Below are 20,484 nucleotides of genomic sequence, written 5' to 3'. Positions count from 1 at the left end.
CTATGGAAAAAGAAACTAATCTATTTAGAAATATAAATACAAAATTGAGTGGAGAAGATGTAAATATGTTATCTCCACTCCAACTTGCTTATATAGGAGATGCAGTATACGAATTGTTTATCCGTACTTATTTATTGAAAAAAGGATTGCCAGTAAAGAATCTTCATAAAGAAGCGACAAAATATGTAAAAGCTAAAGCACAATCGCAAATTGTCCATATATTAGAAGATAATCTTAGTGAAGAAGAAAAAAATATAGTGAAAAGAGGAAGAAATGCAAAAACTAACTCTATGCCCAAAAATGCAGATATGATAGATTATAAATATGCTACAGGTTTAGAAAGTTTAATGGGATATCTATATTTAACAGAACAAGATCAACGATTGGGACAATTGTTTGAAAAAATAGCACACATAGAACTAGACTAAAGATAAAAAGGGGGATAAGTATGGCTAAAGTAGAACTTCTAAGATATACTCCAGATGGAGAGAAACTAATAGCTGCAGCAGCAAAACTTTGTTATTCACCTACTGGTATAAGTCAAATAGAAGAAAACCTAGATGAAGAAAAAACAGAGAAATTTTTAAAAATATTAATAGATTTAGGACATGAAAGTCCCATAGAGCATGTAACTTTTACCTTTGGAGTTGAAGGAGTTTCACGAACTCTAACCCATCAATTAGTAAGACATAGAATTGCAAGCTTTTCACAACAATCTCAGAGATATGTAAAGCTAGATCAATTTGAATATATAATTCCTCCATCTATTAATAACAATCCAAAGGCAAAAAAGTTATTTATTGAAGCTATGGAAGAAGATCAAAAATATTATAATGAAATTACAGACTTGTTATTTAAAGAACATTTTGATAAATATATTAAAGAAGGTTTAGGAGAAAAAGAAGCTAAACTTAAAAGTGAAAAGGAGTCTATAGAAGATTCTAGATACATCTTTCCTAATGCTTGTGAAACCAAAATAGTATTTACAATGAATACAAGGAGCTTGATGAACTTTTTTAAACTTAGATGTTGTAATAGAGCCCAATGGGAAATAAGAGAATTAGCAGTAGAAATGCTTAAAGAAGTTAAGATAGTTTATCCAATTCTGTTTAAAAATGCAGGTCCTAGCTGTTTAAGAGGACCTTGTCCAGAAGGTAAAATGACTTGTGGAAAGATAATAGAAGTTAGAGATAAGTTTAGTAAATTATAAATATAAAAACAAAAAATAAAAAGATAAAAACAAAGGAGTGGTATAAATGGCTAAAATAGTTATTTCACCAAGTAAATATATACAAGGAAATGGAGAATTAAATAGAATTAAGGATCATGTTAACCATTTAGGGAACTCATTTTTTGTTATTATAAGCAAAAGTGGGATGGAAAGATTTGGTCAAAAGATAAAAGAAAGTTTTGGTAATGAAGGAAATTTATATTTTGAAATATTTAATGGTGAATGTTCAAAAAATGAAATAAATAGATTGAGAAAGATATTAGAAGAAAAAAAATCTGATGTTGTAATAGGCATTGGAGGAGGAAAAATTCATGATACAGCTAAAGCGGTTGCTTATTATGAAAAAATGCCTGTTGTTATAGTACCTACAATAGCTAGCACAGATGCACCTTGTAGTGCTTTATCTGTTTTATACACTGATGACGGCATGTTTGAAGAATACTTATTGTTACCAAAGAACCCTGATATAGTTCTTATTGACAATGAATCTGTTGCTAATGCTCCTGCAAGATTATTGGTAGCAGGAATGGGAGATGCTTTAGCCACTTATTTTGAAGCTAGAGCTAGTAAAAGTTCAAATTCTAAGACCATGGCAGGAGGATATACTACAGAAGCTGCTATGGCTTTAGCTAAACTATGCTATGATACATTATTAAATGAAGGATTAAAAGCTAAATTGGCTATTGAGCAAAAAGTGCCTACAAAAGCAGTAGAAAATATAATAGAAGCTAATACTTATTTAAGTGGAATTGGATTTGAAAGTGGAGGATTGGCTGCAGCTCATGCTATTCATAATGGATTTACAGCCATAGAAGAAACTCATAATTTATATCATGGAGAAAAAGTAGCTTTTGGTGTTCTTGTTCAACTAGTATTAGAAAATGCAGATTTAGATGAAATTGAAGAAGTTTTATCTTTCTGTGACTCTATAGGATTACCTATTACACTAGAAGAATTAAATATAAAGGAAGTTTCTAAGGAAAAAATTATGGAAGTAGCAGAATTAAGTTGTGTTCCAGGAGAAACTATTCATAATATGCCTTTTGAAGTAACTAAAGAAGAAGTATATGCTGCTATACTTACAGCAGACGCTTTAGGCAGAGAGTATAGAAAGTAGGAACGAGAAAATGAATGAGCAATATATTGTAGGACGAAATCCAGTTCTTGAACTTCTGAAATCTGATAAAGAGGTAGAGAAAATATATGTTTTAAATGGAGATAATAAAGGGTCCATAAATAAGATTATTGGTATTGCGAAGGATAGGAATATAGTTATTCAACAAGTAGATAAAAACAAGTTAGATAACTTGGCGGAAGGTAATTCACATCAGGGAGTGGCTGCTTTAGCCACTTCCTATAGTTATTCTTCTATTGAAGAAATTTTTTACAGTGCAAAAGAAAAAAATCAAGATCCTTTTATAATCATCTTAGATGGAATAGAAGATCCACATAATTTAGGAGCCATCATTAGAACAGCAGAATGTGGAGGCGCTCATGGAATAATTATACCAAAGAGAAGGTCTGCTTCTGTTACTCAAACTGTATATAAAAGTTCTGCTGGAGCAGTAGAGCATATGTTGGTTGCTAAAGTGAATAATATATCCAGTACCATAGATGATCTGAAGGAAAAGGGGTTATGGATATATGGTGCTGATATGGAAGGAAATGAATATCATTTTAATACCAATTTAACAGGATCATTAGCCTTGGTTATAGGGAATGAAGGAAAAGGAATATCAAGACTTGTTAAAGAGAAATGCGATGTTTTAGTTAAAATTCCAATGCTGGGTAATATATCTTCCTTAAATGCTTCTAATGCTGCCTCCATATTAATATATGAAGTTATAAGGCAAAAATATGGCAGCAAAAAATAAAAAACCTAAAGAGTATCTTTTTGTAGATGGCTACAATATAATAAACTCTTGGGAAAAACTTAAAGATTTAAGTAAAATGAGTTTAGAAGTGGCAAGAAATGAGCTTGTTGAAATAATGGCTGAGTATCAGCATTATTCTGGAATTAAAATTACAGTAGTTTTTGACGCTCATTTAGTAAAAGGGAATAGCGGAAAAAGATACGGTGTTAAAGGAGTAGAAGTGGTTTACACTAAAGAGAGTGAAACTGCAGATCAATATATAGAAAGAGTCTTAGATGAAATAGGCAGGATAAAAAAAGTAAGGGTAGCTACTTCGGATTGGATGGAGCAGCAAATAATATTAGGAAGAGGAGGCACTCGTATTTCTGCTAGAGAATTGGAGGTAGAAATATTTAATGAAAAAAAGCTTATGAAACGTAATCGAACAACCAATAATCAAAAAAATGACTTGTTGATTGGAAGATTAGATGAAGATACTTTAAATAAGCTTAATAATTGGGGAAATAACAGTGAATAAACTTGACTAATTCATAGGTTTTAATTATAATTTAATTAATTGTGTGGGGTGAATTAAATATAATTTGGAGGGGATGCTTGGTGGGGTTAGGCGTATACAATGAAGTAGATGTGATTATCTATGACAACATGGATGATGAAGACATTGTACAAGAAGCAAAAAGTGGCGTTCCTCTTGCGTTAGAATACTTAATCTATAAGTATAAGAATTTTGTAAGATGTAAGGCTAGATCATATTTTCTTATAGGAGCTGACAGGGAAGATATTGTTCAAGAAGGAATGATTGGTCTTTATAAAGCAATACGTGATTATGATAAGGACAAGCTTACGTCCTTCAAAGCTTTTGCAGAACTTTGTATTACTAGACAAATAATTACTGCCATAAAAACAGCCACAAGACAAAAGCATATTCCCTTAAATTCCTATGTATCTCTTAACAAACCTATATATGATGAAGAATCAGATAGGACTTTATTAGACGTAATATCAGGGGTTAAGATAACTGATCCAGAAGAGCTGATAATTAGCAGAGAAGAATTAGATTCTATGGAATCTAAAATTGGCGAACTTTTAAGCGATTTAGAATGGGAAGTTTTAATGGCTTACATAGACGGAAAGTCTTACCAAGAAATTGCAGAAGAATTGGACAGGCATGTAAAAAGCATTGATAATGCATTACAGAGAGTAAAAAGAAAACTCGAAAGATACTTAGAATTTAGAGAATAAAACTTAAGCTTGACAACCTAATAACTAAATAGTAAAATAATTAGCAGTGGTTAAAAATGCCCATGTAGCTCAGGCGGTAGAGCACTTGCATGGTAAGCAAGAGGTCACCGGTTCAAGTCCGGTCATGGGCTCCATAAAAGTTAACTAAAAGAAACACCCGGATGAGTTTTCTTATAACAAATTACTTATATATTTAATTAAGGAGGAGTAAGAAAATGGCAAAAGCAAAATTTGAAAGAAACAAACCACACGTAAATATAGGAACAATAGGTCACGTTGACCATGGTAAAACAACATTAACAGCAGCAATTACAATGGTACTAAACAAAAGATTTGGTTCAGGAGAAGCAATAAGCTATGACAACATAGACAAAGCTCCAGAAGAAAGAGAAAGAGGAATAACAATATCTACATCTCACGTAGAATATGAAACAGCAAACCGTCACTATGCACACGTAGACTGTCCAGGCCATGCTGACTACGTTAAGAACATGATAACAGGAGCAGCACAAATGGACGGAGCTATTTTAGTAGTATCAGCAGCAGACGGTCCAATGCCACAAACAAGAGAACATATATTATTATCAAGACAAGTAGGAGTACCAAAGATAGCGGTATTCTTAAATAAAGCAGATATGGTAGATGATGAAGAATTAATCGAATTAGTAGAAATGGAAGTAAGAGAATTACTATCCGAATATGAATTTGACGGAGACAACACACCAATCGTAGTAGGATCAGCATTAAAAGCAATAGAAGAACCAGACGGACCATGGGGAGACAAAATTGTTAAATTAATGGAAGAAGTGGATGCATACATTCCACAACCAGAAAGAGCAACAGATAAACCATTCCTAATGCCAGTAGAAGACGTATTCAGTATAACAGGAAGAGGAACAGTAGCAACAGGAAGAGTAGAAAGAGGAGTAGTAAAGACTGGAGACACAGTAGAAATTGTAGGATTATCAGAAGAATCCAGACAAGTAGTAGTAACAGGAGTAGAGATGTTTAGAAAACTACTAGACGAAGCTCAAGCAGGAGATAACATAGGAGCGTTATTAAGAGGAGTACAAAGATCAGAAATCGAAAGAGGTCAAGTATTATCTAAACCAAAGAGTATAACACCACATACAAAATTTGAATCAGAAGTATACGTATTAACAAAAGAAGAAGGTGGAAGACATACTCCGTTCTTTAACGGATACAGACCACAATTCTATTTCAGAACAACAGACGTAACAGGAGATATTCAATTAGATGAAGGCGTAGAAATGGTAATGCCAGGAGATAACGCTAAATTTACAATTGAACTAATTACACCAATAGCAATGGAAGAAGGATTAAGATTTGCTATTCGTGAAGGTGGTAGAACAGTAGGAGCTGGAGTTGTAACTAAAGTTATTAAGTAATAAAAAAGACTAGGTCTTTTGACCTAGTCTTTTTTAAGGTTTTATTTGGATAAAAATCTAGAAAACTACATAAAATTATAGAGACTGCCTAATCTGAAGGTATATTTTTTTATTGACATAGATTTTAATTTGTGATAGTTTATATTAAGTAATGTAGTTAATGGTGGGTTATTGTACCCGGAAGCAACTGCAATTAACATATATACTCTGTTGGTAGGAGGTGTTTTAAGTGAGAGATAGAATCACAATGGCTTGTACTGAGTGTAAACAAAGAAATTATATTTCGTCTAAAAACAAGAAGAAAAACACAGAAAGAATCGAACTAAAAAAATATTGCAAATTCTGTAAGACTCATACTGCTCATAAAGAAACAAAATAATAACTATAATTAGATAAGGATGTGAATTAGATGGCAGCTCAGACCGGTGCAAACAAAGGTAAGATGCGCACGTATTTTAGAGGTGTTAAGGCTGAGATGAGAAAAGTAATCTGGCCTACTAAAAATGAACTAGTAAGCTATACAGGAGTAGTTATTCTAATAAGTGTTATTATTGGTTTAGTAGTATGGGCCTTAGACCTTGGTATACACCGTGTTTTATCGTTAATTATTAAGTAATGTGAAGGAGGGAAGGACCATAAGGTCCCCAAGTATATGACGGATAAGGTTGAAAGTAGAGAAAAGAGGGCTATTAATGCTAAATGGTATGTAGTCCATACTTATTCAGGTCATGAGAACAAAGTTAAAGCTAACATTGAAAAAATGGTAGAAAACAGAGGAATGCGAGACGATATATTTGAAGTGGTTGTACCTACTGAAGAATATATGGAAGCTAAGGGCGGGAAAAAGAAGCTTAAAGAAAGAAAACTTTTCCCTGGATACGTTCTTGTGAAGATGATTATTAATGATGAATCATGGTATCTTGTTAGAAATACAAGAGGTGTAACGGGATTCGTAGGACCAGGTTCGAAGCCGGTTCCGTTGACGGATATAGAGGTAAAGGCTTTAGGAGTTCAAGAGACTATTTTACCATCCATAGATTTAAAAACAAAAGATGTGGTAAAAGTTATATCAGGACCTTTTGAGAATTTTATGGGAACTGTAGATAATATAAACTTAGAAAAGAGAAAAGTTAAGGTATATGTATCTATGTTTGGAAGAGAGACTCTTGTGGAATTGGATTTTGACCAAGTTGAAAAGTTATAGTTTTTAAAAGCTAATTAGCTTTTTAAATAGATATACAATTAAGTGGGAGGGTTTATCCCGCCAAACCACAATGGAAATGAGGAGGTGGAACTTTTATGGCAAAAAAAGTCATAGCGTTAGTTAAATTACAAATACCAGCTGGTAAGGCTACTCCAGCACCACCTGTAGGAACTGCATTAGGACCTCATGGAGTTAATATTATGCAATTTACAAAAGAGTTCAATGCAAAAACTGCAGATCAAGCAGGAATGATAATACCAGTTGTTCTTACAGTTTATCAGGATAGATCTTTTACGTTCATTACTAAAACACCACCTGTTTCAGTATTGATTAAAAAAGCTGTAGGACTTGAATCAGGTTCTGGTGAACCTAACAAGAAAAAAGTTGCTAAAATTTCTCAAGCTAAATTAAGAGAAATTGCAGAATTAAAGATGCCGGACTTAAATGCTAGTAGTGTTGAAACTGCTATGAGTATGATTGCAGGAACAGCAAGAAGCATGGGCGTTGTAGTAGAAGAATAATATATAAAGATTTGAAAAGTGGGAGGAGTTTCCGTTAGAACCACAAGGAGGTAATGAATTATGGCAAAAAGAGGTAAGAATTATCAAGATAGCATGAAGCTTGTTGATAGAACAACACATTATGATCCAGCAGAAGCTATTGAATTAGTACAAAAAACAGCGAAAGCTAAATTTGATGAAACTGTTGAGTTATCTGTAAGACTTGGTGTAGACCCAAGACATGCTGACCAACAAGTTAGAGGAGCAGTAGTACTTCCTCATGGTACAGGTAAGACAAGAACTGTATTAGTTTTTGCAAAAGGTGATAAGATTAAAGAAGCAGAAGCAGCAGGCGCAGATTTTATAGGTGGCGAAGAGCTAGTTGCTAAGATCCAAAATGAAGGTTGGTTAGATTTTGATGTAGTAGTTGCAACACCAGATATGATGGGTGTAGTAGGAAGAATTGGTAGAATTCTTGGACCAAAAGGATTAATGCCAAATCCAAAATCAGGAACTGTAACTTTTGAAGTAGAAAAGGCTGTTAAAGAAATCAAAGCTGGTAAAGTTGAATATAGAGTTGATAAAGAAAGTATTGTACACGTACCTATTGGAAAAGCATCTTTTGGAACAGAAAAACTAACGGAAAATTTCGATGCTATTGTTGATGCTTTAATAAAAGCAAAACCAGCAGCAGCTAAAGGTAGATACTTAAGAAGTATTTCCTTATCAAGTACAATGGGACCTGGAATTAAAATAAATTCACAAAAATTAATGGACTAATCTATTGACAACATATAGGTTTACTGATAGAATTATTATGTTAAATAAATAGGCTACCGTAGACAGTAGGGATCCTAAGGGGTTTAAATTTTCCTACCGAGGTGAGATTTAGACTAATCATTAAATTGAAATTAGGGTCTCTCTGTGTCTGCGGAGGGACCTTTATTTATTCGACCTATGGGAGGTGAAGTCGGTGAAGGAACAAACCCTTCAAGCTAAAAGTCAGATAGTTGATGAGATTAAAGAAAAAATTGGCAAAGCTCAAAGTGTTGTATTGGTTGATTATAGAGGATTAAATGTTGAAGAATTAACTGAGTTAAGAAGTCAATATAGAAAAGCTGGTGTTGAATATAAAGTTTATAAGAACACTATGATGAGGTTTGCTTTTAAGGATTCTGGATTAGAAGATTTTAATGAATTTCTTACAGGACCAAATGCTGTTGCATTTGGATATGATGATCCAGTTCAAGCAGCTAAGGTTACAAGTGAATTTGCTAAGGAACATGAAAAACTTGAAATCAAGGCAGGTATAGTAGATGGTAAAGTAATTGATATAAATAGCGTTAAAGACTTAGCTAACTTACCATCAAGAGAAGTACTTATAGCTCAAGTGCTTGGTGGATTCAATGCACCAATTCAAGGATTTGCAAATGTACTTCAAGGTACAGTTAGAAATCTTGTGTATGTATTAAATGCTATAGCTGAACAACAAGAAGCTTAATAATTTAAAAAGAAAATTACTATGGAGGGATATATAAAATGGCAAGTGAAAAAGTATTAAATTTAATTGAAGAAGTTAAAAATTTAACTGTTTTAGAATTATCAGAATTAGTTAAAGCTTTAGAAGAAGAATTCGGAGTAAGTGCAGCAGCTCCAGTTGCAGCAGTTGCAGCTCCAGCAGCAGGCGCAGCAGCTCCAGCAGCAGAAGAAAAATCAGAATTTGATGTTATATTAGCAAGTGCTGGAGGAGAAAAAATTAAAGTTATTAAAGTTGTAAGAGAATTAACTGGATTAGGATTAAAAGAAGCTAAAGAATTAGTAGATAATGCACCAAAAGCTGTTAAAGAAGGAGCTTCTAAAGAAGAAGCTGATCAATTAAAAGCTAAATTAGAAGAAGCAGGAGCAAGTGTAGAATTAAAATAGTTGTTAGAAAATAAAAAAAGGCTTTCAAAGAATCGAAAGCCTTTTTTAATGCCTAAAATTTATTGACTATAATTTAGAATAAATTAAAAAACAACTTGACATAATGATTGTACTATGGTAGTATATCTAAATGCATAATAACGAAATTATGTGCCTTTCTGTATAAATATTTAGTTATATGGCAATATTATAATATATTTAGCTTGGCAGAGTATTACCAAAAGTATTTTATGCTTTTGGATATTTTAGTTTAATAAGGGGTGAATTTTGAATGGTACATCCTGTTACATATGGAAAACGCGTCAGGATGAGTTACTCACGTATCGAAGAAGTACTAGATTTACCTGATTTGATTGAAGTACAAAAAAGTTCTTATGACTGGTTTTTGGAAGAAGGTTTAAGAGAAGTTTTTGAAGATATTTCTCCTATTCAAGATTATACGGGAAATTTAATATTAGAATTTGTTGATTATCACATCGGAGATTCGCCAAAGTATAGTCAAGACGAAGCTAGGGAAAGAGATGCGAACTTCTCAGCACCTTTAAAGGTAAAAGTGAGACTAATAAACAAAGAAACTGGTGAAGTGAAAGAACAAGAAGTATTTATGGGTGATTTACCTTTAATGACAGATAAAGGTACTTTTATAATCAATGGTGCTGAAAGAGTAGTGGTAAGCCAATTGGTTAGATCCCCAGGAGTTTATTTTGTAGAAGAAATCGATAAAGTTGGGAAGAGACTATATTCCTCTACAGTAATTCCAAATAGAGGAGCTTGGTTAGAATATGAGTCTGATTCCAATGATATTGTTTACGTAAGAATAGACAGAACAAGAAAATTACCTGTTACAACACTGTTGAGGGCATTAAAGATTAAAACTGATTCAGAAATAATGGAAGTCCTTGGAGAAACAGAGCAGGTATTAAGAACATTAGAAAAAGATAATACCAACACAGAAGAAGAAGCTTTAATAGAAATCTATAAAAGATTAAGACCAGGAGAACCGCCTACCGTTGATAGTTCAAGAACTCTTTTGAATAATCTATTTTTTGATCCAAAGAGATATGACTTAGCAAAAGTTGGAAGATATAAGTTTAATAAAAAGTTAGCTCTATATAATAGAATCTATGGAAAGAGAGCCGCAGAAGATATTCATAATTTAGAAACAGGAGAATTGTTTGTAGCTCAAGGAGAAAAAATTACTAGAGATCAAGCTATAGAAATTGAAAATAGCGGTATTAATGTAGTAGATTTATTATTAGACGATGGAAGAAAAGTTAGGGTACTAGGCAATAATTTTGTAGATTCAAAGGCTTTTGATTTACCCTTCTCTTTAGAAGAATTTGGACTTAAAGAAAAAGTATATTATCCTTTGATGAAAGAATTAATAGATACCTATGAAGATGCTGAAGATTTAAAAGAAGCTATAAAAGAGAGGATAAAAGAGTTATCACCTAAACATATAATAATTGATGATATTATTGCAAGTATTAACTATGAATTCAATCTATTTAATGGTATCGGTATTACTGACGATATAGACCATCTAGGCAATAGAAGGCTTCGTTCTGTTGGAGAATTGTTGCAAAATCAATTTAGGATAGGTCTATCACGTATGGAAAGAGTAGTTAGAGAAAGAATGACTATTCAAGATATTGATGTAGCAACACCACAAGCTTTAATCAATATAAGACCAGTAGTTGCATCTATCAAAGAATTTTTCGGGAGTAGCCAGTTGTCACAGTTTATGGATCAGACTAACCCATTAGCAGAATTAACTCATAAAAGAAGAATGTCTGCTTTAGGACCTGGAGGTCTAAGTAGGGATAGAGCTGGTTTCGAAGTAAGAGACGTACACCATTCTCACTATGGTAGAATGTGTCCTATAGAAACTCCAGAAGGCCCAAATATAGGACTTATAACATCTTTAACTACCTATGCGAGAATTAATGAATATGGATTTATTGAGGCTCCTTATAGAAAAGTTAAAAAAGGTACTGGAGTTGTAACTGGGCAAATAGATTATTTAACAGCAGATATTGAAGATGAATTTATAATTGCTCAGTCTAATGAGCACTTAAGTCCTGAAGGAGAATTTATTAATAAAAGAGTAGTAGCCAGAGGTAAAGAAGGAGTAATTGATATATTCCCTATTAATGAAGTGGATTATATGGATGTTTCACCTAAGCAGATAGTATCTGTAGGTACAGCAATGATTCCTTTCCTTGAAAATGATGATGCTAACAGGGCGTTAATGGGAGCAAACATGCAGCGTCAAGCAGTTCCGCTTCTTAAAACCGAATCACCTATAATAGGAACTGGAATTGAATATAAAGCCGCAAAAGACTCTGGAGTAGTAGTGGTATCTAAAAGTGCAGGAATTGTAGATAAAGTTAGTTCTAATGAGATACTAATCAAGAGGGATGAAGATGGACAAATTGATAAATATAAACTATTAAAGTTTAAACGTTCCAATCAAGGTACTACTATAAATCAAAGGCCTATAGTGGCTAAAGGAGAAAGAGTTGATAAAGGTACAGTCATTGCAGATGGACCAAGTACTGAACTAGGTGAAATTGCTTTAGGTAAAAACTTACTAGTTGCGTTTATGACCTGGGAAGGGTATAACTATGAAGATGCTATATTAATTAGTGAAAAGATAGTTATGAAGGATACGCTGACATCTGTTCACATTGAGGAATATGAATCAGAAGCTAGAGATACTAAACTAGGACCTGAAGAAATAACTAGAGATATCCCTAACGTTGGAGATGACATGCTTAAGGATCTAGACGAAAGAGGAATTATAAGGATAGGTGCAGAAGTTAAATCAGGAGATATACTGGTTGGTAAGGTGACGCCTAAAGGTGAAACAGAGCTTACGGCAGAAGAAAGACTTCTTAGAGCTATCTTTGGTGAAAAAGCTAGAGAGGTTAGAGATACTTCCTTAAGAGTGCCTCATGGTGAAGCTGGTATTATAGTAGATGTGAAAATTTTCTCAAGAGAAAATGGAGACGAATTACCACCTGGGGTAAACCAAATGGTTAGAGTTTATGTAGCTACCAAGAGAAAAATTAACGTAGGGGATAAAATGTGTGGTCGTCATGGGAATAAAGGAGTTATATCTAGGATACTTCCTGAAGAGGATATGCCTTATTTACCAGATGGAACACCAGTCCAAATAGTTCTTAATCCTTTAGGGGTACCTTCTCGTATGAACTTGGGTCAAGTTCTAGAGGTTCACTTAGGATTAGCAGCTAAAAAATTGGGATGGCATGTAGCAACACCTGTATTTGATGGTGCCAATGAACAAGATATTATAGATGCTTTAAAAGAAGCTGGATATCCAGAGAACGGAAAAATATATCTAAGAGATGGAAGATCTGGGGATTATTTTGATAGTCCTGTAACTGTAGGATATATGTATATGTTAAAGCTTCACCATCTTGTAGATGATAAGATTCATGCTAGATCCACAGGACCTTATTCTTTAGTTACGCAACAACCTCTTGGAGGTAAGGCACAATTTGGTGGTCAAAGATTTGGAGAGATGGAAGTTTGGGCTCTTGAAGCTTATGGTGCTTCTCATACTCTACAAGAAATTTTAACAGTTAAATCTGATGATATTGTAGGAAGAGTAAAAACTTATGAAGCGATAGTTAAAGGAGAAAACATTCCTGAACCAGGCGTACCAGAATCCTTTAAGGTATTAATAAAAGAGTTACAAAGTTTGGCTTTAGATGTTAAAGTTTTATCTGAAGAAGATAATGAAATTGAAATTCAAGAATCGGTAGATGATGAGCTATCAGATTTAGAGCTAATGGGTGAAGATTTAGCTGAAGAAAGAATATTCGTAGCTAATGATGAAGAAGATATTGAAGACGACGAAGATGAAGATGATGATAGAGATGATAAAGATTTACCAGAAGGATTTATTATGGAAGATGATGATGACGACTTTGATGATGACGATTTTTAGTTAGTTTATTTATATAACTTTATTATAGAAAGGAGAGAAAGCTCCTTGTTTGAATTAAATACATTTGATTCAATAAAGATTGGTCTGGCGTCTCCTGAAAAAATTAGACAATGGTCTAAGGGAGAAGTTAAAAAACCGGAAACTATAAACTACAGAACATTAAAACCAGAAAAAGAAGGGCTTTTTTGTGAAAAAATATTTGGACCTACAAAGGACTGGGAATGTCATTGTGGGAAGTATAAAAGAGTAAGATATAAAGGTGTAGTATGTGATAGATGTGGAGTAGAAGTAACTAAATCTAAAGTTCGTAGAGAAAGAATGGGGCATATTGAATTAGCAGCTCCTGTATCTCATATTTGGTACTTTAAAGGTATTCCGAGTAGAATGGGGCTTATGCTTGATATGTCACCTAGAGCTTTAGAAAAAGTATTGTACTTTGCCTCTTATATAGTGGTGGATGGAGGAGATACGCCTCTATATGAGAAACAATTATTATCTGAACCTGAATTTAGAGAAGCTTATGATAAATATCAAAATAGGTTTAAGGCTATGATGGGTGCTGAAGCTATTGAAGCATTATTAGAAAAAATTGACTTAGAAAAAGAAGGCAAAGATCTGAGGAGTCAACTTAGGGATGCTTCTGGACAAAAAAAGGTGAGGATAATCAGAAGGCTTGAAGTAGTTGAAGCTTTTAGAAAGTCTGGAAATAAACCAGAATGGATGATATTAGATGTTATACCAGTAATACCACCAGATTTAAGACCAATGGTTCAGTTGGATGGAGGTAGGTTTGCTACTTCAGATTTAAATGATCTTTATAGAAGGGTTATCAATAGAAATAATAGACTTAAGAGATTGCTAGATTTAGGTGCACCAGATATAATAGTGAGAAATGAAAAAAGGATGCTTCAAGAGGCTGTAGATGCATTGATAGATAATGGGCGTAGAGGTAGACCTGTTACTGGTCCTGGTAATAGACCATTAAAATCTCTATCGGATATGCTTAAAGGTAAGCAAGGTAGGTTTAGACAAAACTTACTTGGTAAGAGAGTTGACTATTCAGGTCGTTCTGTAATAGTAGTTGGTCCAGAACTTAAATTCTATCAATGTGGTCTTCCTAAAAAAATGGCATTAGAGCTATTTAAGCCATTTGTTATGAAAAAGCTGGTAGAAGAAGGTCATGCTCACAATATAAAGAGTGCTAAAAGAATGGTTGAAAGGGTAAAACCTCAAGTGTGGGATGTTTTAGATGCTGTTATAAAAGATCATCCTGTACTATTGAATAGAGCTCCTACTCTTCATAGACTAGGAATTCAAGCTTTTGAACCAGTTTTAGTAGAAGGAAAGGCTATAAAACTTCATCCACTAGTGTGTACAGCTTATAATGCAGACTTTGATGGAGACCAAATGGCTGTTCACGTACCTTTATCTACAGAAGCACAAGCAGAAGCAAGACTTTTGATGTTATCAATTAACAATATTTTAGCACCAAAAGATGGTAAGCCTATTACTACTCCAACTCAAGATATGGTTCTAGGAAGTTATTATTTAACTGTTGAAAGACCTGGAGAAATTGGAGAAGGAAAAGTGTTTAAGGATTTTGATGAAATGCTCCATGCTTATTATACTGGAGCAGTAGGAATCCATGCTAGAGTAAAAGTTAGAATGAGATTAGATGAAGAAGATAAAGGTAAATTAGTAGAGAGTACTGTAGGTAGATTTATACTAAATGAAAATATACCACAAGACTTAGGTTTCATAGATAGGTCTAAGGATAAATACTCTTTAGAAGTAGACAGATTAGTAGATAAAAAAGCTTTAGGAGATATTATTGAGAAATGTTATAGAAAACATGGGAATACAGTTACTGCAACAGTATTAGACCATATTAAAGAAACAGGTTTCCATTATTCAACAATTGGTGCTATTACGGTCTCAATGGGAGATATTATTGTACCTGATGATAAAGGAGAACTACTAGCTAAAGCAGAAGAAGAAGTTGATAAATTTGAAAAATCATACCGAAGAGGACTTATATCTGATGAAGAAAGATATGAGAAGGTAATTGAAATTTGGAATAGGACTACTGAAAATGTAACAGATGCTTTAATGGATAGTTTAGATACTATGAACAATATATACATTATGGCTCATTCTGGGGCGAGAGGTAGTAAAAACCAAATTAGACAGCTTGCAGGTATGAGGGGGCTTATGGCAAGTGCTTCGGGTAAGACTATTGAAATACCTATTAAATCTAACTTTAGAGAAGGCTTAAGTGTATTAGAATTCTTTATTTCTACCCATGGTTCTAGAAAAGGGCTAGCAGATACAGCTTTAAGAACTGCTGACTCAGGATATCTAACTAGAAGATTGGTTGACGTTAGTCAAGACGTTATTGTTAGGGAAATAGATTGTGATACAGATCAATATTTATTAGTTAAAGCCTTTAAAGACGGCAGAGAAGTAATAGAAGATTTAAAAGATAGAATAGCTGGAAGATATTCCTTTGAAGATATAGTACATCCTAAAACGGGAGAAGTAATCGTTAAGAAGAATGAAATGATTTCGGAAGATATGTCAGAGGCTGTTGAAGAAGCTGGTATTCAAGAAGTGAAGGTTAGATCTGTATTAGGTTGTAAAACCAAATTTGGAGTATGCGCTCATTGTTATGGTAGGAACCTTGCTAATGGAGATCCTGTTAGTATTGGAGAAGCAGTAGGTATTATTGCCGCTCAATCTATAGGGGAACCAGGAACCCAACTTACTATGCGTACATTCCATACAGGTGGAGTAGCGGGTGCCGATATTACCCAAGGTTTACCTAGGGTTGAAGAATTATTTGAAGCAAGAAAACCAAAAGGGTTAGCTGTAATTTCTGAAATATCAGGTGTAGTTAGCATTAATGAAACTAAGAGAAAAAAAGAAGTTGTAGTTACAAGTCCTGATGGAGAAACTGGAACCTACACTATAGTTTATGGATCAAGATTGAAGGTAAAACCTGGAGATGCAGTTGAGGCTGGAGATGAAATTACAGACGGATCAGTAAATCCTCATGATATATTAAAGATTAAAGGAATTCAAGGAGTCCAAAATTATCTAGTAAAAGAAGTGCAAAGAGTTTACAGGCTTCAAGGTGTAGATATTAACGATAAGCACATTGAAATAATAGTAAAACAAATGTTAAGCAAGGTTAAGATAGAAGAAGCAGGAGATACAGATATGTTGCCTGGAAGCCTAGTAAGTAGTTATGAATTTGATGAAGCTAATAAAGAAGCAGTGGAAAATGGTGGAAAGCCAGCGGTTGGAAGAAAAACTCTATTGGGAATAACCAAAGCTTCTTTAGCTACTGAATCATTCTTATCGGCTGCATCTTTCCAAGAAACTACTAGAGTTCTTACAGATGCTGCAATTAAGGGTAAAGAGGATCACCTGCTAGGATTAAAAGAAAATGTTATTATTGGTAAGTTAATTCCTGCAGGAACAGGAATGAAAAGATATAAGAATGTGAATATTTTAATAGAAAATGAGGAAGATGAAGAAGATATAGAACTGTCTGAAGAAAATTATGTTGACAGTGAAAATAACTGATGATAAAATAAATGAGTGTGTAAATTGGAAGTGGACTCTTGATGACATAAAGATTATGTGGGCTAAATGTCCACATAATCTTTAAAATGTTTAAAGGAGGAGGAAACTTTATGCTTTCTAAGCTTAACAGTGGCAATAAAATTGTTGGTACTAAACAAGTTAAAAGAGCATTAAACTTAAACAATGTTGAAGCAGTATTTATAGCAAGGGATGCAGAAAACAAAGTTGTAGATGATATAATAGGAATTTGTAATGAAAAGCAAATTCAAGTTATTTATATAGAAACTATGAAAAAACTTGGAGATGCTTGTGGTATTGACGTTAATGCGGCAACTGCTGCATTATTAAAATAATATTAAAAAATAGAAGGAGGTGCCTTGATGCCAACCATTAACCAATTAATCAGAAAAGGCAGGGAAAAAGTTGTTTACAAATCAAAGTCACCAGCTTTAGGAGTTAACTTTAACTCACTAAAAAAGAAGGAAACTACTGTAAACTCACCACAAAAAAGAGGAGTTTGTGTAGCAGTTAGAACAGTTACACCTAAAAAACCTAACTCAGCTTTAAGAAAGGTTGCTAGGGTAAGACTTACTAACGGTATTGAAGTAGCTGCATATATTCCTGGAATTGGACACAACCTACAAGAGCATAGTGTTGTTCTGATAAGAGGTGGTAGAGTTAAAGACCTTCCAGGTGTTAGATACCATATTGTTAGAGGTACCTTGGATGCTGCTGGCGTTGATAAAAGAATGCAAAGCAGATCAAAATATGGTGCAAAGAAACCTAAGAAAAAATAATTGTGCTTAAAATGCAGGGTTTAACCCCGTTTGAATATATAGATGCATTTTGGCGCACAACGGTAATTTAGTTTGCCGAGTACCAATGAATCTACTCTATATAGTTAAGGAGGGAAGTAAAGTGCCAAGAAAAGGACATATAGCAAAAAGAGAAGTTATGCCAGACCCAATATATGGCGATATGGTAGTAACTAAACTGATTAATAATGTAATGCTTGATGGTAAGAAAGGTATTGCTCAAAACATAGTTTATGGAGCTTTCGATTACATTAAAGAAAAAACAAACGAAGATCCGTTAGAAGTATTCTATAAAGCTATGAACAATATCATGCCTGTATTAGAAGTTAAAGCAAGACGTATTGGTGGAGCAACTTATCAAGTACCAGTTGAAGTTAGACCAGACAGAAGAGAAACTTTAGGGCTTCGTTGGCTTATTAATTACACAAGACAAAGAGGCGAAAAAACTATGGTTGAAAGATTAGCAAAAGAAATTTTAGATGCTGCCAATGGAATGGGATCATCTGTTAAGAAGAAAGAAGATACTCATAAGATGGCAGAAGCAAATAAGGCATTCGCACACTACAGATGGTAGACTATCGTTTTTAATGTGTGGAGGGGGACGCAGAATCAGGAAGGAGGAAAAATTGTGCCAAGACAAATTTCACTAGAGAACACTAGAAACATAGGCATAATGGCTCATATAGATGCAGGAAAAACAACCACCACAGAGAGAATATTGTTTTATACTGGAAAAATACACAAACTAGGCGAGACCCATGAAGGGGCAGCCCAAATGGATTGGATGGAGCAAGAGCAAGAGAGAGGTATAACAATTACATCTGCAGCAACTACTTGTATGTGGAGAGATCATAGAATTAACGTTATAGATACACCAGGACACGTGGATTTTACTGTTGAAGTAGAAAGATCTTTGAGAATCCTAGATGGTGCAGTAGCTGTATTCTGTGCTAAAGGAGGAGTTGAGCCTCAATCTGAAACAGTATGGAGGCAAGCAGATAAATATCATGTACCAAGACTAGCTTTTGTTAATAAAATGGACATTGTTGGAGCTGATTTCTATAGAGTTATAGAAATGATTGAAGATAGACTTAAAGCCAACCCAGTCCCCATACAATTACCAATAGGAAAAGAAGACAACTTTATGGGAGTAATTGACTTGGTAAACATGAATGCCAGAATATACAAAGATGATCTTGGTGAAAACCTTGAGATAACTGATATACCAGCTGATATGGTAGATTTGGCAAATGAATATAGAGAAAAATTACTTGAAAGTTTAGCTGAACATGATGAAGACTTAATGATGAAATATTTAGAAGGTGAAGAAGTAACTTCTGAAGAAATCAAAAAAGCTATTAGAGTTGCTGCTACAAAGGTAGCTATAACTCCTGTTTTATGTGGTTCTTCTTATAAGAACAGAGGAGTTCAACCACTATTAGATGCAATAATAGATTATTTACCTTCTCCGATAGATATACCTCCAGTAAAAGGTATTAGTAATAAAACGGATGAAGAAGAAGAAAGAATATCATCTGATGATGAACCATTCTCTGCATTAGCTTTCAAAATTGTAACAGATCCATATGTTGGAAAGCTTGCATATTTCAGAGTATATTCTGGAAGCCTTAAGTCAGGGTCTTATGTATTAAACTCTACTAAAGGTAAAAAAGAAAGAATAGGTAGAATTCTTTTAATGCATGCTAATAAGAGAGAAGATGTTGATGAGGTGTTTGCAGGGGATATTGCTGCTGCTGTTGGATTAAAAGATACATCTACAGGAGATACTTTATGTGGTGATGATAATCCGATAGTATTAGAAACTATGGAGTTCCCAGAGCCAGTTATTCGTGTAGCGATAGAGCCTAAAACAAAAGCATCACAAGATAAAATGAGTACTGCTTTAATTAAACTTGCTGAAGAAGATCCTACATTTAAGACATATACTGATGACGAAACTGGTCAAACAATAATAGCAGGTATGGGTGAACTTCACTTAGAGATAATAGTAGATAGACTATTGAGAGAATTTAAAGTAGAAGCCAATGTAGGTAGTCCACAAGTAGCGTATAAAGAATCTATTACAGCACCAGCTGAAGCAGATACAAAATATGCAAGACAATCTGGTGGTCGTGGACAATATGGTCATGTTAAGATTAAGATTGAACCACAAGAGCCAGGTAAAGGATATGAATTTGTTAATGCTATAGTAGGAGGAGCTATTCCAAAAGAATATATTCCAGCTGTAGATAACGGAATTCAAGAAGCTATGGAAGCAGGTATTTTAGGTGGATATCCAGTATTGGATGTAAAGGTAACCTTGTATGATGGATCATACCATGATGTAGACTCTTCAGAAATGGCATTTAAGATTGCTGGATCTATGGCTATTAAAGAGGCTATAGCTAAAGCGAAGCCAGTACTTTTAGAGCCAATGATGAAAGTTGAAGTTACTACACCTGAAGAATATATGGGTGATGTAATAGGAGATATTAACTCAAGACGTGGTAGAATAGAAGGAATGGAACCAAGAAATGGTGTTCAAGTAATAAGAGGATTTGTGCCTCTAGCACAAATGTTTGGATATGCTACAGATCTTCGTTCTAACACTCAAGGTAGAGCAGTTTATTCAATGCAATTTGATCACTATGAACAAGTGCCAAATAGTATTGCAGAAAAAGTAATAGGTAATAAATAATTTCTTAATTAAGGAGGAGTAAGA

General features: G+C 34.0%; 20 protein-coding genes, 1 tRNA gene and 1 other annotated feature. All 21 genes read left to right on the top strand.

Annotated features, from left to right (window positions below):
• Positions 1–2: 2 nt before the first annotated feature.
• Positions 3–428 carry a Mini-ribonuclease 3 gene (locus KQI42_RS11630; RefSeq protein WP_216519941.1) on the top strand — a complete coding sequence of 142 codons (426 nt, stop codon included), beginning with the start codon at positions 3–5 and terminating at the stop codon, positions 426–428.
• 20 nt (positions 429–448) lie between these two features.
• Positions 449–1,210 (top strand): FAD-dependent thymidylate synthase, encoded by a 762-nt coding sequence (gene thyX, locus KQI42_RS11625; RefSeq protein WP_216519940.1) that lies wholly within the window; start codon positions 449–451, stop codon positions 1,208–1,210.
• Positions 1,211–1,256: 46 nt separating this feature from the next.
• A complete protein-coding gene (locus KQI42_RS11620) occupies positions 1,257–2,348 on the top strand; it encodes a glycerol dehydrogenase (RefSeq protein WP_216519939.1) in 1,092 nt (363 codons plus the stop codon).
• A 10-nt stretch (positions 2,349–2,358) separates the two neighbouring features.
• Positions 2,359–3,105 carry a 23S rRNA (guanosine(2251)-2'-O)-methyltransferase RlmB gene (gene rlmB, locus KQI42_RS11615; RefSeq protein ID WP_216519937.1) on the top strand — a complete coding sequence of 249 codons (747 nt, stop codon included), beginning with the start codon at positions 2,359–2,361 and terminating at the stop codon, positions 3,103–3,105.
• The gene (locus KQI42_RS11610; RefSeq protein ID WP_216519935.1) at positions 3,089–3,622 is read left to right on the top strand and encodes an NYN domain-containing protein; all 534 of its coding nucleotides are present in this window, start codon (positions 3,089–3,091) and stop codon (positions 3,620–3,622) included. The genes rlmB and KQI42_RS11610 overlap by 17 nt, the downstream gene beginning before the upstream one ends.
• 80 nt (positions 3,623–3,702) lie before the next feature.
• A complete protein-coding gene (sigH, locus tag KQI42_RS11605) occupies positions 3,703–4,347 on the top strand; it encodes an RNA polymerase sporulation sigma factor SigH (RefSeq protein ID WP_216519934.1) in 645 nt (214 codons plus the stop codon).
• A gap of 58 nt (positions 4,348–4,405) precedes the next feature.
• Positions 4,406–4,481: transfer RNA gene (locus KQI42_RS11600), tRNA-Thr, on the top strand.
• Positions 4,482–4,562: 81 nt separating this feature from the next.
• Entirely contained in the window at positions 4,563–5,756 is a 1,194-nt protein-coding gene (gene tuf, locus KQI42_RS11595) for an elongation factor Tu (protein ID WP_216519933.1), read from the top strand.
• Positions 5,757–5,985: 229 nt separating this feature from the next.
• Positions 5,986–6,135 (top strand): 50S ribosomal protein L33, encoded by a 150-nt coding sequence (gene rpmG, locus KQI42_RS11590; RefSeq protein ID WP_216519932.1) that lies wholly within the window; start codon positions 5,986–5,988, stop codon positions 6,133–6,135.
• Between the two features lie 30 nt (positions 6,136–6,165).
• Complete coding sequence (secE, locus tag KQI42_RS11585; RefSeq protein WP_216519931.1) at positions 6,166–6,372, top strand: preprotein translocase subunit SecE; 207 nt, start codon at positions 6,166–6,168, stop codon at positions 6,370–6,372.
• A gap of 36 nt (positions 6,373–6,408) precedes the next feature.
• Entirely contained in the window at positions 6,409–6,960 is a 552-nt protein-coding gene (gene nusG, locus KQI42_RS11580) for a transcription termination/antitermination protein NusG (RefSeq protein ID WP_216519930.1), read from the top strand.
• A gap of 95 nt (positions 6,961–7,055) precedes the next feature.
• Positions 7,056–7,481 (top strand): 50S ribosomal protein L11, encoded by a 426-nt coding sequence (rplK, locus tag KQI42_RS11575; RefSeq protein WP_216519929.1) that lies wholly within the window; start codon positions 7,056–7,058, stop codon positions 7,479–7,481.
• A gap of 60 nt (positions 7,482–7,541) precedes the next feature.
• Positions 7,542–8,240, top strand: a complete 699-nt coding sequence (gene rplA, locus KQI42_RS11570) for a 50S ribosomal protein L1 (protein ID WP_216519928.1) — start codon at positions 7,542–7,544, stop codon at positions 8,238–8,240.
• Positions 8,241–8,278: 38 nt separating this feature from the next.
• Positions 8,279–8,416: a sequence feature (ribosomal protein L10 leader region), on the top strand.
• A 17-nt stretch (positions 8,417–8,433) separates the two neighbouring features.
• Positions 8,434–8,961 carry a 50S ribosomal protein L10 gene (gene rplJ / locus KQI42_RS11565; RefSeq protein WP_216519927.1) on the top strand — a complete coding sequence of 176 codons (528 nt, stop codon included), beginning with the start codon at positions 8,434–8,436 and terminating at the stop codon, positions 8,959–8,961.
• 38 nt (positions 8,962–8,999) lie between these two features.
• Complete coding sequence (rplL, locus tag KQI42_RS11560; protein ID WP_216519925.1) at positions 9,000–9,383, top strand: 50S ribosomal protein L7/L12; 384 nt, start codon at positions 9,000–9,002, stop codon at positions 9,381–9,383.
• Positions 9,384–9,654: 271 nt separating this feature from the next.
• Positions 9,655–13,359: a DNA-directed RNA polymerase subunit beta gene (gene rpoB / locus KQI42_RS11555; RefSeq protein WP_216519924.1), complete on the top strand. Its 3,705-nt coding sequence runs from the start codon at positions 9,655–9,657 to the stop codon at positions 13,357–13,359.
• 45 nt (positions 13,360–13,404) lie between these two features.
• Positions 13,405–16,947, top strand: coding sequence for a DNA-directed RNA polymerase subunit beta' (rpoC, locus tag KQI42_RS11550; RefSeq protein WP_216519923.1), 3,543 nt, complete (start codon positions 13,405–13,407; stop codon positions 16,945–16,947).
• 110 nt (positions 16,948–17,057) lie between these two features.
• On the top strand, positions 17,058–17,300 hold the full coding sequence (locus tag KQI42_RS11545) for a ribosomal L7Ae/L30e/S12e/Gadd45 family protein (RefSeq protein ID WP_216519922.1): 243 nt from the start codon (positions 17,058–17,060) through the stop codon (positions 17,298–17,300).
• Positions 17,301–17,327: 27 nt separating this feature from the next.
• Positions 17,328–17,744, top strand: a complete 417-nt coding sequence (gene rpsL / locus KQI42_RS11540) for a 30S ribosomal protein S12 (protein ID WP_216519921.1) — start codon at positions 17,328–17,330, stop codon at positions 17,742–17,744.
• Positions 17,745–17,865: 121 nt separating this feature from the next.
• On the top strand, positions 17,866–18,336 hold the full coding sequence (rpsG, locus tag KQI42_RS11535) for a 30S ribosomal protein S7 (RefSeq protein ID WP_216519920.1): 471 nt from the start codon (positions 17,866–17,868) through the stop codon (positions 18,334–18,336).
• A 54-nt stretch (positions 18,337–18,390) separates the two neighbouring features.
• The gene (fusA, locus tag KQI42_RS11530; RefSeq protein ID WP_216519919.1) at positions 18,391–20,460 is read left to right on the top strand and encodes an elongation factor G; all 2,070 of its coding nucleotides are present in this window, start codon (positions 18,391–18,393) and stop codon (positions 20,458–20,460) included.
• The last annotated feature ends 24 nt before the right edge of the window (positions 20,461–20,484 follow it).

Source organism: Tissierella simiarum (assembly GCF_018917865.1).
GTDB classification, from domain to species: domain Bacteria; phylum Bacillota; class Clostridia; order Tissierellales; family Tissierellaceae; genus Tissierella_C; species Tissierella_C simiarum.
Note: the sequence above shows the minus strand (reverse complement) of the source record. Positions and strands in the feature narration are given on the sequence as shown.

Excerpts from the sequence above, each read along its gene's own strand:
- KQI42_RS11620 (WP_216519939.1), top strand. The coding sequence starts at position 1,257 with ATGGCTAAAATAGTTATTTCACCAAGTAAATATATACAAGGAAATGGA.
- tuf (WP_216519933.1), top strand. The coding sequence starts at position 4,563 with ATGGCAAAAGCAAAATTTGAAAGAAACAAACCACACGTAAATATAGGA.
- secE (WP_216519931.1), top strand. The coding sequence starts at position 6,166 with ATGGCAGCTCAGACCGGTGCAAACAAAGGTAAGATGCGCACGTATTTT.
- rpsL (WP_216519921.1), top strand. The coding sequence starts at position 17,328 with ATGCCAACCATTAACCAATTAATCAGAAAAGGCAGGGAAAAAGTTGTT.
- KQI42_RS11545 (WP_216519922.1), top strand. The coding sequence starts at position 17,058 with ATGCTTTCTAAGCTTAACAGTGGCAATAAAATTGTTGGTACTAAACAA.
- KQI42_RS11610 (WP_216519935.1), top strand. The coding sequence starts at position 3,089 with ATGGCAGCAAAAAATAAAAAACCTAAAGAGTATCTTTTTGTAGATGGC.
- thyX (WP_216519940.1), top strand. The coding sequence starts at position 449 with ATGGCTAAAGTAGAACTTCTAAGATATACTCCAGATGGAGAGAAACTA.
- rplK (WP_216519929.1), top strand. The coding sequence starts at position 7,056 with ATGGCAAAAAAAGTCATAGCGTTAGTTAAATTACAAATACCAGCTGGT.
- nusG (WP_216519930.1), top strand. The coding sequence starts at position 6,409 with ATGACGGATAAGGTTGAAAGTAGAGAAAAGAGGGCTATTAATGCTAAA.
- rlmB (WP_216519937.1), top strand. The coding sequence starts at position 2,359 with ATGAATGAGCAATATATTGTAGGACGAAATCCAGTTCTTGAACTTCTG.
- rpoB (WP_216519924.1), top strand. The coding sequence starts at position 9,655 with ATGGTACATCCTGTTACATATGGAAAACGCGTCAGGATGAGTTACTCA.
- rplL (WP_216519925.1), top strand. The coding sequence starts at position 9,000 with ATGGCAAGTGAAAAAGTATTAAATTTAATTGAAGAAGTTAAAAATTTA.
- KQI42_RS11630 (WP_216519941.1), top strand. The coding sequence starts at position 3 with ATGGAAAAAGAAACTAATCTATTTAGAAATATAAATACAAAATTGAGT.
- rplA (WP_216519928.1), top strand. The coding sequence starts at position 7,542 with ATGGCAAAAAGAGGTAAGAATTATCAAGATAGCATGAAGCTTGTTGAT.